This window comes from Paraburkholderia sartisoli (assembly GCF_900107685.1).
Taxonomy (GTDB): Bacteria; Pseudomonadota; Gammaproteobacteria; order Burkholderiales; family Burkholderiaceae; genus Paraburkholderia; species Paraburkholderia sartisoli.
On record NZ_FNRQ01000006.1, the window covers coordinates 234,629 to 249,191 of the forward strand.

The window sequence follows — 14,563 nt, forward strand, 5'->3', positions numbered from 1 at the left end:
GGGATGTCGCTTAAACGTTGGCGCGCAAGCCGGACCGACGACGCCCGTCCGCGCTCGCTGCTTTCAGGTCCGCGCGATGCGACGCAACGGCTGCCACGCTTCGTTCCTGTGCTCATGGGCTTCGCCGCGCGGCGTCAGCTCAGGCGCGCCGCATTCGCGCAACAGGTCACGCAGTTCGTTGATGACCGGAAACACTTCATGATTCCAGTCGGCGCCCTGTCTGTCGTGCGCGGCCTGTTCGGCTTCGACGATCTCGCGGTCTTCCTTGAAAATGCGCTCGGTGAACCACACCAGCAGCGGCCATGCCAGATCGAGCGCGCCCGGAATACCCGGCTTCTTGATCGACAGCAGCCCGAACGTGCGATTCGTGCGCTGTTCGGCGTCGAGCGGCACGTAAATGATCCAGAGATTCATCACGAGCGTCTGGTCGGCTGTGCGGATCTGTAGCGTCTGATACGGATATTCCGTGCGGACCGTCATCACGTCCTTGTCGTTCTGTCCGCCGGTGCTGCGGTTCTGGCCGAACACGAGCGCCTCGCCGACCGGCTGCTTGCCTTCCATGCGCGCGAACGTGTAATCGACTTCGACCCAGCCCTCGCCGCGACGGCGCCCGAGCGAGCGGGCGCGCATCTGGCCCATCTGCCGGCGATGCAGGAACTGATGGTTCATGTCCATCAGGTTCTCGTGCATGAACGAGTAGTGACACTTGACCTCGCGGCCCAAACGACGCGTTTTGTACGCCTTGTCCGCCACCGAGGCGAGCGGCGGCAACGGTTTTTCTTCCGCGAGCGCGGGGTTGCCGGGGAACACGAAGATCAGGCCTTCGACTTCGCGGCACGGATACGAGCGCACGCCGTTCGGCAGCCGCTCGCGGCCCAGATACGGCACGTCGATGCAGCTTCCGGTGCAGTCGTACGTCCAGCCGTGATAGCAGCAGCGGATCGATTCGCCATCGACGACACCCTGATGCAGCGGCACCTGGCGATGCGCGCAGCGGTCTTCGAGCGCGAACACGGCGCCCGATTCGGTGCGCACCAGCACGATCGGCTCGCCCGCGAAACGCACGCCGTGCGTCTTGCCACGCTTGACTTCCCGCGACCAGGCGAGCGGATACCAGTTATCCGGGTGAATGGGCACGCGACGCAGGTCGCGCACCGGCGCCTCTGCGACTGCGCCGGAAGCGGCCTCATCAAGGGTGCTGCTATCCAGCGTGGGAACTGCATGCATGGGAGACGCCTCCTTGCGACTGAACTGGATCCCGTCGATTGAAACAATTGACAGCGGTTGGATGAACTTCGCCGGTCAGTCTACTCGAACCAAAGTCCTCGCGCAGTGTTTGCGAACGCCGGGTTTGCTCGCCTTGACCCGCCAGGCGGGCGTGTGGCGTCGCTGGCGGCCCGAAGCCGGGCGGAAAACATGCGTCGCCGTTCCGGGCGTCCTGACCTCCGTTTCCGGGTCGATCGAGCGGCAGCATCCGGGCTTCCAGGTGGGGGAGGACGCACTTTACCCGCGTCGCGCGCCTGTGGGATGGCATCACGTCCTACAATAGCTGCCTGCTTTCTCCGTCGTTTTTCGTCTTTCTGTCAGGGAGTCCGGACGTGAATCCATCTGCTGCTATTGCCGCTATCCTGGGTGCGCTGCTGATCGGCGCGATGAGCCCCGGGCCCAGCTTCCTGATCGTCGCGCGCAGCTCGATCGGCCTGTCGCGGCGCGACGGCCTTGCGACGGCGCTTGGCATGGGCGTCGGCGGCGTGTTTTTCAGCGCAATCGCGCTCGTCGGGCTGTACACCGTGCTGGCGGCCGTCGGCTGGCTTTATCTGGGGCTGAAGGTGGCGGGCGGCCTGTATCTGATCTGGATCGCGTCGAAAATCTGGCGCGGCGCGGCCTCGCCGTTTACCGTCGACGCAACCGCGGGCGCCGGACGGCAGAACGCGCGCAAGTCATTCTGGATCGGCCTGAGCACGCAGCTGAGCAATCCGAAGACGGCGATCTATTACGGCAGTATCTTCGCCGCGCTGCTTCCGCATCATCCGCCGCTGTGGTGCTATTTCCTGCTGCCGCCCGCCGTGTTCACGATCGAAGCCGGCTGGTACACCGTCGTCGCGCTCGGGTTTTCGAGCCGGCGGCCGCGTGAGATGTATATCCGGGCGAAGGCATGGGTCGACCGGATCGCGGCGGGCGCGATCGCCGCGCTCGGCCTGCGCCTGATCTGGACGGCACATAAAGCCGGCATCTGACCGTCGACCGGCTGGGGGCGTCTCCCTCCAGCACCGTCTTCGATTCCACGCCACGCCTCCGAACTGTCCGGCAGCCGTCACTCCGGCTCCGGACATACCCGGTCAACTCTTTGTTTTAGTGGACTTTGTTGCCTACACTTCATTACAGGCAGCGTCTCCACTCGATCATCTGTCCCCTGTCGATCCGCGTTCGCGCTTTAGCGCGTCAATTGCACTGATCCCATGCGAGAGGGTTGCTGCTGCGCCAAAAAGAAAAGAAAGGAGACTGATCCATGTTCCAGCAGATTCTCAATCCGGCTGGCAACCTTTTCGTGTCCTGGTTGCTGGCACTCGTCCCCGTCGCTGTTCTCCTGATCCTGCTGGCTGTCTTCAGACTTTCCGCGTGGATCTCCGTGCTGATCGGCGCCGTCGTCACGCTGGTGCTGGCGGTGGTGGTGTGGCACATGCCGGTCGGCACGGGCATCCGGGCATATGTCTACGGTTCGCTGACGGGCATCTGGGCGGTCGACTGGATCACGTTCTGGGGCGTGATGATGTTCAACTCGCTGACGCTGACCGGTACGTTCGATGACTTCCGGCGCTGGCTGACGAGTCTCGGCACGGCGGACGTCCGCGTGCAGACTATCCTGTTCGCCTGGGCTTTCGGCGCCCTGCTGGAGGGGCTCGTCGGTTTCGGCTATCCGTGGGCATTCGTCGCGCCGATCCTGATCGCCGTTGGCATCCCCGATCTCGACGCCATCCGGGTTGCGGCGATCGCGAACAACGCCCCGGTGTCGTATGGCGCGCTCGGCGTGCCAATCGTCGCGCTTTCCGCCGTGACCGGCCTGCCGCTGATGGCGCTTTCCGCCTCGGTGGCGCACATCGTGGCCGTGCTTGCGCTGCTGCCGCCGTGGATCCTGATCTATCTGGTCTCCGGCCGGACCGGGCTGCGCGACGGCTGGCCGCTCGCCGTGGTCGGCTCCCTCGCCTACATCGCAGGGCAGTATCCCGTGGCGGTTTTTCTTGGACCTTACCTGCCCGACATAACGGGCGCGATCGTCAGCTTTGCGGCGCTGCTCGTGCTACTGCGCTTCTGGCGTCCGAAACGCGTGCTCGGCTATGGCGGCAAGCCGGTCGATGCGGCGCTTGCCGCAGCCGGCAACGAGCCCCACGGCATGTCCGGCGGCCAGGTGTTTCGCGCCTGGCTGCCGTTCATCGTCCTGATCGTGGTGGTCGTGCTCTGGACCGGCCCGTGGTCGCCGTTGCCGGGCATCGTGTGGTTCAAGCTTTCGGTTGCCGCAGGCTCGTCGATCCATCAGGGCTCGACGGTCGCCGCCGCGTTCTCTTTTGCGCCCTTTATCGGCGGCTCGGCCATCCTCGCGTCGTGGTTCATCATCAGCCTGCTGCTTGGCATGAAGCCCGCGCAATATGCGGAGGCCTTCCGCCGCACGTGGCACCAGATGTGGGGAGCCATGCTGGTGGGCATCTTCATCTTCGGCCTCGCGTACATCTTCAATTTCTCGGGCATGGCGGCTTCCCTTGCCGAGGGATTCTCGAAGCTCGGCGTGGCCTTCATCATCGTCGCCCCCATTCTGGGCTGGATTGGCGTGGCGCTGTCCGGCAGCAACACGTCCACGAATGCGATGTTCGGCTTCTTCCAGGTGACGGTCGGGCGCCTGCTGGGCTTTCCAATACTGCTCCTGCCGTCGCTCAATTCGGTGGGCGCCGAAGTCGGCAAGCCGGTGGCGCCACAGACCGCAAGCGTCGGCGTGTCGACCAGCCGCTTTGTACGCAACGAAGGCGAAGTGATCCGCCACAACATGGGGTGGACGTTCATCATGCTCATCTACCTGGTGGTGATCGGGGTAGGGTTTTATTTCTTCGCACCTGGCCTGATGACGCTTCCTTGAGGTCACCAGGCCGTTTCAGCCGTTCGTTCAGGCTGAACGACGACGTTGAGCGTCGACATCTGCGGCCGCGCTTTCCGCGTTCTGCGGGAACAGCGCGCGACGCGTTTCCTCGTCGAACCCGGTCTTCAGCGTCAGCTTGTCCTTCAGTGCCTGCGCACGGGCGGCGGCGGGACGCGCCGAGATTTCGTCGACCAGGCGCTTCACGTCCGGATAATCCGTCAGACCTTTCTCGCCGAGGATGTAGCCGGCGAAGTTCGCCCAGCCCCACAGCGCCATGTCGGCGATCGTGTATTCGTCGCCGGCCAGATACTTTGACTGCGCGAGGCGGTCGTCGAGCACGCGGTAATGGCGCTCGACTTCCTTCAGGTAACGGTTGCGCGCGTACGGCAGCGCTTCCGGCGCGTGGTGCAGGAAGTGGACCGCCTGGCCCGAGAACGGCGACAGGCCGGTCGCGATGAACTGCAACCACGACAGCATCCGCGCGTGCTCCTTCGCCGTTGATGGGATGAAGCGGCCGTGTTTCGCGCCGAGGTAAAGCAGGATCGCGTGCGAATCGAACACGACGACGCCGTCGTCATCGATCGCGGGCACTTTCGCGTTCGGGTTGATCTTCAGGAAGTCGGGCTGGTGCTGCTCGCCCTTGAAGGTATCGACGGCGATGAGTTCGAAGGGCGTCTTCAGTTCTTCGAGCAGCAACGCGGTTTTCATCGGATTCGGCGACGGGTGGAAGTAAAACTTCAGCATGATGTTTCCTTAAGTGGGTGAGAGTGAGTGACAGCAAACGCTAGAGACGAGGCTGGCCACGACCATGTGGCGAACCGCGTGGTCGTGGATCGTTGAACCGGAGACGGCGCGCGCCTCTTACCGCGTCGTGAGATGTGCAACCTGCGGCAACCGCGTCCGGCCGGGCAGGCCGGAGCCGGAGCGGTGTCAGGCGATGGGCGGCGCGTTGCCCGAAAGCCTCGCGCGATCGTGCGGCGCGGTGAAGTCCTGCATCGGGCCGAGCGGCACGATGCCAGTCGGATTCACGGAAGGATGGCTCTCGTAGTAATGCCGCTTGATGTGCCCGAAATCCACCGTACCCGCGACGCCCGGCAATTGATAAAGATCGCGTGCATAAGCCGACAGGTTCGGGTAATCGGCGATCCGCCGCAGATTGCACTTGAAGTGCCCGACATACACCGCGTCGAAGCGGATCAGCGTGGTGAAGAGACGGATGTCGGCTTCGGTGATGCGATCGCCGGTCAGGAAACGGCGCGTCGCCAGTTTCTCCTCGAGCCAGTCGAGCGAGTCGAAAAGCGGCACGACGGCTTCCTCATACGCCTGCTGCGTCGTCGCGAAGCCCGACTTGTAGACGCCGTTGTTCACGGTGTCGTACACACGCAGGTTGATCGCATCGATCTCTTCGCGCAGCGGCGCCGGATAAAAATCGCCTGCTTTCGCGCCGATGCCGTCGAATGCCGAGTTCAGCATGCGGATGATTTCCGACGACTCGTTGTTGACGATCGTCGCCTGCTTTTTGTCCCACAGAACCGGCACGGTCACGCGGCCGGTATACGACGGATCGGCGGCGGTATAGACCTGATGCAGCAGGCGCGCGTGATTGACCGTATCGGGCACGACGCCGGGGCCGTCGGCGAACGTCCAGCCGTCTTCGAGCATCAGCCAGTGGACGACCGACACGCTGATCATCTCTTCGAGTCCCTTGAGCGCGCGCAGGATCAGCGTGCGATGCGCCCACGGGCAGGCAAGGCTCACGTACAGGTGATAGCGGCCCGCTTCGGCCTTGAAGCCGCCGACGCCACTCGGGCCCGCCGAGCCATCGGCGGTGATCCAGTTGCGAAACGCCGCGTCCTTGCGCACGAACCGGCCGCCGGTCGCTTTTGTGTCGTACCACTGGTCCTGCCACTGGCCATTCACGAGAAGTCCCATGTCACTGCTCCTTGAGAGCGCGGGCGGCGCGTGCCTCGAAGGCCCCTGCGCCCGCCTGCGTTGCAATACGGCTTTCTGTCCTGCCGCGCCGGCTTATTGCGGCAACGGCGGCAACGGCGGTGCGTTGATGAACTGGACGATATCCGCAATCGTCTGTTCAGGTGCTTCTTCCATCAGCCAGTGTCCCGAACCCTTGACGATCACGCCCTGCACGTGGGTGTCGACGAGACGCGCCTGGTTGATCAGGAAGTCACCCGAAGCCTTTTCGCCGGCCAGCACGAGCATCGGCATCGTCAGCGGCGTCTGGGCGAACTTCGCGAAGTCCTCGGCGTCCTGCGGGAACGTGTGGAAATACTCGAACCCGGCGGCCATCCGGCCCGGCTGCGCGTAGTTCGCGGCGTAGCGTCGGCGATCGGCCTGCGATACCGAATGCGACGGATCGGCGGCGAAGTCGTTCCAGAAGTGCTCGAAGTACGTCCGCTCGCGACCCTTCACCAGCGCGAGCGGCGTCGTGCCGTAGAAGTTGAAGTGCCACTTGTCGCGCAGCAGCCAGACCTGCTGCCAGTCGCCGACGCCCGGCAGGAACGCGTCCATCAGCGTGATGCTTTCCACTTCGTCCGGATACTGCGCCGCGTACGCGTACGCCACCATCAGGCCGATGTCGTGACCGACGAGCTTCACCTTGCGATAGCCGAGTTGCTGGACCATCGCGTGGATGTCCTGCGCCATCGTCTTCTTGTCGAAGCCGCTCTCCGGAATCGCCGACTGGCCGGCGCCCGGCAGATCCGGCGCGAGCACGACGCGGCGGTCGTCGAGCTGTCTGATCAGCGGCAGCCACATGTGGCTCGACTCGGCGTAGCCATGCAGCAGGACGACCGGCGTTTCGTCGCCCTGGCCAGCTTCGAGGTAGTGCAGCTCGATCCCGTTCGCGTTGATCGAACGATCGTGGATGGCGGATTGCGGGGCGGCGTGCGCGGCCGACAGCATCGCGCCGGCGGCCAGCAGGGCCGCGCCAGTGTGCTTTGCGACTTTGTTCAACAGGCTCATGACGGTTTCTCCGGTGAGATTTGCACCGATCCCGGGAAGGATCTTCTGGTGACGTGATGCCATGGTGGACTGGCGCACCGGTTTTGCCGTACGATTTTTCCGATGAACTCGTTCGAAGGAATTGAACATGTTGTCGGAAGACGAATTGTCCCTGCTGGAGGCGATCCGGGAGAGCGGCAGCCTCTCGCGGGCGGCGGCGCGGCTGGGCAAGGCGCCTTCGACGATCTCGCACGCGGCGCGGCAACTGGAAACGCGCTTTGACGCGCTGCTGTTCGACCGGCGCCGCTACCGGCTGCAGCTCACGCCGGCGGGGCATCTGCTGGCGGAAGAGGCGGCGCGGCTGATGCAGGACGTTTCGCGCATGACGCAGCGCGTGCGCCAGGTCGCGAGCGGCTGGGAAGACCGCCTGTGGATCGTCACCGACGAAATCCTGGAGTTCGAGTTCCTGATGCCGGTCGTGCATGCGTTCGATGAGATGAACTCCGGCGTCACGCTGCGCATGACGGGCGAAGTGCTGTCCGGCACGTGGGAAGCGCTGCGCGACGGTCGCGCCGACCTGATCATCGGCGCGACCAACGAGCCGCCGGCGATTCCGGGGTTGCGCTGGTTCGAGCTGGGCTCGATGGAATGGGTGTTCGCCGTGTCGCCGCGCCATCCGCTCGCCGCGGTCGAAGAGCCGCTGCGGCGCGAGCGGATCGTCGCGCATCGGGCGGTCGTGGTGGCGGACTCGTCGCGAATGACAGGCGGGCGCGCATATGGCGTCGTCGGCGGGCAGCCGGCGCTTGCGGTGCCGGGCATGCGCGCGAAAATCCTCGCCCAGCGCGACGCGCTCGGCGTCGGCTGGCTGCCGCGTTATCGGGTGGCGTCGCTGCTCGCACGCGGCGAACTGGTGGAGAAGGCCACCGCCGATCCGCGTGAGCCGAACGTGCTCTATGTGGCATGGCGCGGCGATCACGAAGGCCGTGCGCTGCAATGGTGGCTCGAACAGTTGCGTCAGCCGAGGCTCGCGCAACGTCTCGTGCGGGGAATGGATCTCTTTGCGTGAAGCGACGCCGCGTGGCGGCGAAAACGAAACGCGTTACGTCTCGCTCCAGAGCCGCAGCAGGTTGTGATACACGCCGACGAGCGTGCGTTTTGCCGATTCGTCGCCGTTCGTTGCGTTCAGACGCTGGATCGCGTTATCCATGTCGTATAGCAGCGCGCGCTTCGTGTCGTCGCGCACGAGGCTCTGTGCCCAGAAAAAGCTCGACACCCGCGCGCCGCGCGTGACCGGGCGCACCTGATGCAGGCTCGTGCCCGGATAGAGAATCGCGTGCCCGGCGGGCAGCTTCACTTCCTGCACGCCAAAGGTATCCTCGATCAGCAGTTCGCCGCCGTCGTATTCGTCGGGCGGCGTGAGAAAGAGCGTGATCGACAGGTCGGTGCGCACGCGCGCGCCGTGTCCGGGAACGAGGCGGATCGCGCCATCCACGTGACTGCCGAAGTGCATGCCGCCTTCATAGCGGTTAAAGAGCGGCGGATACAGCTTGTTCGGCAATCCCGCGCTGATGAAAACCGGATGCCGCTCCAGCGACGCGACGATGATTTCGCCCATCTCCCGCGCGATCGGCGAGTTTTCCGCGATCTGCTGGTTGCGCTTGACCGGCGCGCCCTGATAGCCCGCCGTCGCGCGGCCGTCGACCCATGAATCCGTGGCGGCTTCGAGCCGCGCGCGCATCGTGGCGGCGTCTTCGGGACTGAGAACGTCCGGGATCGTGACAATCATCGTGTGAGACTTCCTGCGTCGAACCGCCCGTTTCCGCAGAAGGGAAACAGGCGGCGTTTCGTGAACCGTCGCCTGACTGACCGGGTGCGGCGATCAGAAGAAGCGATAGTTTAGCGTGGCAAGGAAGGTGCGGCCGAGACCCGGCACCGCGCGGCCGCCGTCGGACGGAATCAGCGCGTCGTAATACTTCTTGTCCGTGAAGTTCAGCACGTTGAACTGCACGTCGTACTTCTTCGCGTGATACGCGGCCATCGCATCCCAGCGCGTGTAACCGCCGACCGACACCGTGTTGTTGTTCGCCGCATAACGCGCCGACGTGTACACCGGGCCGCCGCCGACCTGCCAGTGCGGCGTGAAGTCGTACGTGGTCCACAGCGTGAGCATGTTGCGCGGCGTGTTCGCGGGCGTGTTGCCCGCAGTGCCGTCGAGCGCCTCGCGCACTTCGCCATCCATGTACGTGTAGCCGCCGAACACCTGCCATTTCTTCGTGATGTGACCGGCGAGGCCGAGCTGATAGCCACGTACGCGGATATTGCCGTCGAGCTGGTAGTTGCCGGTTGCATCCTGGGTGCGCGCGTTCGTCTTTTCGATGTCGAAGAGCGACTGCGTCACCGACAGTCCGCCGCCCAGCAGGTCCCACTTCGAGCCGATTTCATACGACCGGTTCTTTTCCGGCGGCAGGTTCTGCTGGCCGTTCGTGAGCGTGAGCGCCTCGAGCGACGGGTCGAACGACGTGCCGTACGACACGTAGTACGACTGCCAGTCGGTCGGCTGATAGATGATGCCGCCGCGCACGCTCGTGAAGAAGTTCGTCTGCGTGGCGTAGCCCGGCGCGTTGATCGAGTTGTTGATCGACGCCTCGTAGCGATCCCAGCGCACGCCGCCGACCACCTTCCAGTGTTCGCCGAGCGAGATCGTGTCGTTCAGGTAGAGGCCGATACCGTTCGCGCTCGATTCGGCGAGATTGGTGGCCACTTCTTTCACGTTCGCCGGACGCGCGGTGTACGTCGGGTCCATCAGCGGCACGACTGCCAGCGTGTTCGACGGCAGGCCCGGCGTGGTCGCGGTGAACGACTGGTTGCTGTACGTCTCGTGGCTCAGGTCGACGCCCGTGATGACGTCGTGCTTGAGGAAGCCGGTGTTGAACTTCGCTTCGAGATCCGTCGAGTTGTACAGCGAGTGGTCGTTGATGTTGCGGTCTTTGCCCTGCAGCTTCACGTACAGCGACGAGAGCGGCAGCGTCGTGTAGTTGCCGTTCGAAAGGGCGGTCGAGGACGCGAGCGGGCCGGTCAGCACGGACGCCGCGTTGGTTTCGCGTGCTTCGGTGCTGTAGTGGGCGATCTGCGTCTGGTTGCGCAGCGTCAGGTTTTCGTTGAAGCGGTGCTGGATGCGCGCGGAGAACTGCTGCACGTCCTGCATCGTGCGATCGTCGGTGAAACCGTAGAACGTGCCGCGGTTCACCGGCGCCGGATGGCCGTTCACGGACGGCACGCCGTAGTCCACCTGGTCGCGGTTGTGCTGGATCAGCGCGGACAGCGTGATTTCGGTCGGCGTGCCGATGCCGAACTTCACTTCCGGCGCGATGCCGTAGTCCTTGTTCTTCATCACGTCGCGGCTCGAGCCGAGATCCTGGCCGAACGCGTTGATACGGACCGCGGCGGTATCGGTAATCGGCTGGTTCAGGTCGACGGTCGTGCGATAGCGGTCGTGCGTGCCGGCCTGCACCGAGACGTCGGCGCGGCGCTTCAGGGTCGGCTCCTTGCTGACCTGGTTGATCACGCCGCCCGTCGAACCGCGTCCGAAATAGAGCGACGACGGGCCGTACAGCACGTCGATCGATTCGAGGTTGAACGTGTCGCGATAGTACTGGCCGCGGTCGCGGAAGCCGTCGAGATAGATGTCGGTGCGCGCCGTGAAGCCGCGCAGGTTGATGTTGTTGCCGATCTGGCCGCCTTCGGCCGCGCCGAGCGTGACGCCCGGCACGTTGCGCAGCGCGTCGCTGAACGACGTCGCGGCCTGCGATTGCAGCACCGCTTTCGGGACGACGACAGCGGCCTGCGGGATGTCGCGCAACGCAGTCGGCACCTTCGCGCCGACGCTCGATTTTTCGGGCTGGAAGTCGTTGCTGTTGTCCGCCTGGCCGGTGACCTTGACGGCGGGCAGCGTATTGCTGGCGGCGGTGTCGGTGGTAGCGGTCGGGGCGGATTGCGCCGGCTGGGCGGTGGTCTGCGCGTACAGCGGTGTCGCGAATACAGCCAGAATGGCCGCCGCGAGCGGTGTCGTCCTGATCATCGTCTGAATCCCTGTCGTTGTTGCGTTTCTTTTTTTCGGTCTGGCGAGACGCGAACGTCCCGCCGTGGCCCGCAGCGCGTCATTTCGCGCGCGCGATTCAACCCCGCCAGACCGTTGTTCAGGAACCGGCAATGTCGTCAAATGCGAATCGTTATCATTTCACAAATGGTAACGATTCGCAACAAAGACGTGTATTTTGTGGGTGTTTAGTAAGCGTGCTTACAGCACTTTTGGGGGCGTTTCAGGGAGGAGATGACGATGAAGTCCAGCGAAAAGCTTCGTGGTGGACGATGAAAAACAGGCGTGGCGCAGGCGCAAGAAGGTCGGCCGCGACAGGATCCGAACAGGTCTTGCCGACCCGTGTGCGCCGTTCAGCCTCGCGTACCGCCGATGGCCGCTTTCACACGAAATGAGCCGGGAAGCTGCGCATATCGTGTCCCCGAACGTCAGTCAGCATCATGTAGACGTAGACGTTCGACCAGATAGTCGATCAATACCCGCACCTTCAGGGGCAAAAACCGGTTGGGCGGATAGAGCAGCCATATCGAGCCCACGTACGGCTGTCCTTCGAGCGTCCAGTCGGGCAGTACCTGCACCAGCTCGCCGCGCGCGAGCGCGTTCGCCGCCGTGAATTCCGGCACGTTCGCGACGCCGAAACCCTGAAGCGCTGCTTCGAGCCGCGCGCCGGCATGATTGGCGATATAGCGCCCTTGCACTTCAACGGTTTGCGCATGTGTGCCGAGCCGCAGGCGCCAGCGATTGTCGTCCGGGGTTTCGCCGAGATAAATGCAGTCGTGCTGCGCGAGTTCGCGCGGCTCTCGCGGTGTGCCGCGTGCGTCCAGATAAGCCTGCGAAGCACAGAGTACCCAGCGCACCGAACCGAGCTGCCGGCCAGCGAGGCCGGGTGGCGGTCGCTCAGTCAAACGAATCACAAGATCAAGGTTATCGGTCAGCGGATCGACGTCGCGGTCCGAATACAACAACTGGAGATCGACTTCCGGATAGGCGCGCAAAAACCCGGGCACAAGCGGATGAAGCACCGTTCTTGCAAACTGGCTTGGCGCGCTGACGCTCACCTTGCCTTCCGGTCGGCCAGCCAGTTGACCGGCGGCATCCACCGCGGCCGAGGCGGCGCTCACCACCTCCCGGCAGTAGCGCGCCACTTGCGCGCCCGATTCGGTGACCCGGACCTTGCGCGTCGAACGCTCCAGCAGGCGGGTTGCGAGCGCTTCCTCGAGGCGCTTGATCTGGCGGCTGACCGTCGACGGCGTGCTGCCAAGCTGGCGTGCCGCCAACGAAAAATTACCGGCATCGACGACCCTTGCAAAGACTGCCATATCGGGCAACAAGGCGAAAAGTTCGTTGGGATTCATCGTGCCCGCAGGAGGAGGATCTGAAGAAAAAGCGTAAAAAAGACAGCCTCTGGATTAATGCATTTGAAACACAAAAGCTGTGCGTCATGACCGGATTATCACCATGATCGCAAAGTTCGACAATGCGAATCCAGTTCCCGAGGTTCGCTATGTCCCGACCAGACCGCCTGCAAATATTGTCCGACCTGATGCTACTGGCGGTCGCCATGGTGTGGGGCTCCAGTTACGGCATCGCCAGGAGCGCGCTCGCGTATTACCCGGTTCTCGGGCTGCTCGCGCTGCGTTTCGGCATCACGTTCGTGTTGCTGTCGCCCGCGCTGCGCCCATTGCGATACGCCAGTTTCCGCGCGCTGAGCGGCGTGGTCGGAGCAGGCTTGCTGCTGTTCAGTATTTTCCTGTGCGAAACGTTCGGGCTGCTGCTCACGCGCGCAGCCAACGCGGCGTTTTTGATCGGCCTGTGCGTGGTGCTGACGCCGCTCGTCGAGTGGTCGCTTCTCAAACGTCGGCCGAGCCGCATTGAATGGACGGCTGTCGCGGTGTCGTTGCTGGGAGCATGGCTGTTGACCGGCGCGGGTGCCTTGATGCTGAGTCGCGGCGATGTGCTGATCCTGGCAGCGGCGGTACTGCGCGCGATTACCGTTTGCGTGACCAAGCAGTTGATGCGCGATGCGGCACTCCCGCCTTTGACGGTGACCGCCGTGCAATCCGGAGTGGTGGCGTTCGGCAGCGTGGCGGCGGCGCTGGTATTCGCGCGTGAGCAGTGGCAACACGTGCCGTCTTTTGCAGGGCATCTGACGTTTTGGGGTTGCGTGTTCTATCTGGTGCTCGCCTGCACGCTCTTCGCGTTCTTCGCGCAAAACCATGGAATCAAACACAGTAGCCCGACGCGCGTCGCGTTGCTGATGGGCAGTGAGCCGGTGTTTGGCGCGTTGTTCGCGTGCTTTTGGCTCGGGGAGAAGATCTCGCCCATGGCGTGGGTTGGCGGAGGGTTGATCGTGGCGGCGTCGCTGCTGGCTACCGTGCGCGGGCCAAAGAGCGTGCGTCAGTCAGAACCCGCTCCTGTCCGATTCGGCGTCACACGTCCCCGCTGAACGGGTTGGACACCGACGTTCAATATGTTCGACATCGATTCGCGCACGCAGCGCGCGAACTCCAGTGCCGCCGGCGGCACCGTCGTGGGCAATCGCAGGCAGATGGCGAATGGCGGCAGAGCGGGCAAGCCGGCCGCGTGCGGCGCAAGCGTTTCCAGGTCGGCCGGTACCGTCGAGGCGAGCCAGGTCGTGATCGCGAGGCCCGCGCGCACGGTTGCGGCAGTCGCTTCGATGTTGCCGCTCTCAAACACCGTGCGCCACGGAATGTCCTTGTTCGCGAGCGCGCCGAGCACCACTGGACGGAATGCGCAGCGTTCGTCCACCATCGACAGCGGCAAGGGCCGCTTCTGCCAGGCATCGCTGCCTCGGCCTTTCACCCACACCAACGGCTCGATGCGGACCACTTCGCCCTCGGCTTCGCTCGCGACATATTCGGCCAGCGACACGTCCACGCGGCCGGTATCCACTGCTTCGCGCAGTTCTGGCGACGCCGCGCACACCAGTGAAACCTCCACGTGCGGATGCACTTCGGCGAACGTTTTCATCGCAGGGGCGAGCGATGACACGAGATCGTAGGGCACGCCGACGCGCAGGCTGCCGCGCAGCGACTCGCCGGTCATGTCGGCCCAGATTTCGTCGTTCAGCCGCAGCAGCTGGCGCGCCTTGACGAGAAACTGTTCGCCCTGGCGTGACAGTTCCAGCTTGCGCGTTTTACGCACGAACAGGAGGCAGCCCAGCAAGTCTTCGAGGCGTTTCACCTGCTGGCTGACGGCGCCTTGCGTCATGTGCAGCAGATTCGCGGCGACCGTCATGCTGCCGCTATCGGCGACGGTGACGAAGGTACGGATCAGATCGAGGTCGAGGTTTCGCATCATCAACGTATTATGCTGCGTAATGCATCAAATCAACATTATTCGCTTTTCTGATGCATCCATGA

At 64.0% G+C, this 14,563-nt stretch carries 12 protein-coding genes; 4 read left to right on the top strand and 8 right to left on the bottom strand.

Going from position 1 to position 14,563, the window contains the following annotated elements:
• Positions 1-63: 63 nt before the first annotated feature.
• A complete protein-coding gene (locus tag BLV45_RS18915; RefSeq protein WP_090535497.1) occupies positions 64-1,227 on the bottom strand; it encodes an aromatic ring-hydroxylating oxygenase subunit alpha in 1,164 nt (387 codons plus the stop codon).
• A 371-nt stretch (positions 1,228-1,598) separates the two neighbouring features.
• Here BLV45_RS18915 and BLV45_RS18920 point away from each other — a divergent pair, with 371 nt between their 5' ends.
• Complete coding sequence (locus BLV45_RS18920; RefSeq protein ID WP_090535498.1) at positions 1,599-2,237, top strand: LysE family translocator; 639 nt, start codon at positions 1,599-1,601, stop codon at positions 2,235-2,237.
• Between the two features lie 272 nt (positions 2,238-2,509).
• Positions 2,510-4,126, top strand: a complete 1,617-nt coding sequence (locus BLV45_RS18925) for an L-lactate permease (RefSeq protein WP_090535499.1) — start codon at positions 2,510-2,512, stop codon at positions 4,124-4,126.
• Between the two features lie 27 nt (positions 4,127-4,153).
• Here BLV45_RS18925 and BLV45_RS18930 read toward each other — a convergent pair whose 3' ends face one another.
• From BLV45_RS18930 to BLV45_RS18940, 3 genes are all read right to left on the bottom strand, one after another.
• Complete coding sequence (locus BLV45_RS18930; RefSeq protein ID WP_218133546.1) at positions 4,154-4,870, bottom strand: glutathione S-transferase family protein; 717 nt, start codon at positions 4,868-4,870, stop codon at positions 4,154-4,156.
• Between the two features lie 186 nt (positions 4,871-5,056).
• On the bottom strand, positions 5,057-6,058 hold the full coding sequence (locus BLV45_RS18935) for a glutathione S-transferase family protein (protein WP_090535500.1): 1,002 nt from the start codon (positions 6,056-6,058) through the stop codon (positions 5,057-5,059).
• 93 nt (positions 6,059-6,151) lie between these two features.
• Complete coding sequence (locus BLV45_RS18940; RefSeq protein ID WP_090535501.1) at positions 6,152-7,105, bottom strand: alpha/beta fold hydrolase; 954 nt, start codon at positions 7,103-7,105, stop codon at positions 6,152-6,154.
• A gap of 127 nt (positions 7,106-7,232) precedes the next feature.
• Here BLV45_RS18940 and BLV45_RS18945 point away from each other — a divergent pair, with 127 nt between their 5' ends.
• Positions 7,233-8,150 (top strand): LysR family transcriptional regulator, encoded by a 918-nt coding sequence (locus tag BLV45_RS18945; protein WP_090535502.1) that lies wholly within the window; start codon positions 7,233-7,235, stop codon positions 8,148-8,150.
• A gap of 33 nt (positions 8,151-8,183) precedes the next feature.
• On the opposite strand, the gene BLV45_RS18950 is transcribed toward BLV45_RS18945, so the two are convergent.
• The 3 genes from BLV45_RS18950 to BLV45_RS18960 form a co-directional block, all read right to left on the bottom strand.
• Positions 8,184-8,870 (bottom strand): Fe2+-dependent dioxygenase, encoded by a 687-nt coding sequence (locus BLV45_RS18950; protein WP_090535503.1) that lies wholly within the window; start codon positions 8,868-8,870, stop codon positions 8,184-8,186.
• Between the two features lie 93 nt (positions 8,871-8,963).
• Positions 8,964-11,162, bottom strand: a complete 2,199-nt coding sequence (locus tag BLV45_RS18955; protein ID WP_090535504.1) for a TonB-dependent receptor — start codon at positions 11,160-11,162, stop codon at positions 8,964-8,966.
• Between the two features lie 446 nt (positions 11,163-11,608).
• On the bottom strand, positions 11,609-12,535 hold the full coding sequence (locus BLV45_RS18960; RefSeq protein ID WP_090535505.1) for a LysR family transcriptional regulator: 927 nt from the start codon (positions 12,533-12,535) through the stop codon (positions 11,609-11,611).
• Between the two features lie 149 nt (positions 12,536-12,684).
• Here BLV45_RS18960 and BLV45_RS18965 point away from each other — a divergent pair, with 149 nt between their 5' ends.
• On the top strand, positions 12,685-13,626 hold the full coding sequence (locus BLV45_RS18965; protein ID WP_090535506.1) for a DMT family transporter: 942 nt from the start codon (positions 12,685-12,687) through the stop codon (positions 13,624-13,626).
• Here BLV45_RS18965 and BLV45_RS18970 read toward each other — a convergent pair.
• Complete coding sequence (locus BLV45_RS18970) at positions 13,578-14,501, bottom strand: LysR family transcriptional regulator (RefSeq protein WP_090535507.1); 924 nt, start codon at positions 14,499-14,501, stop codon at positions 13,578-13,580. The genes BLV45_RS18965 and BLV45_RS18970 overlap by 49 nt on opposite strands.
• Positions 14,502-14,563: the final 62 nt, after the last annotated feature.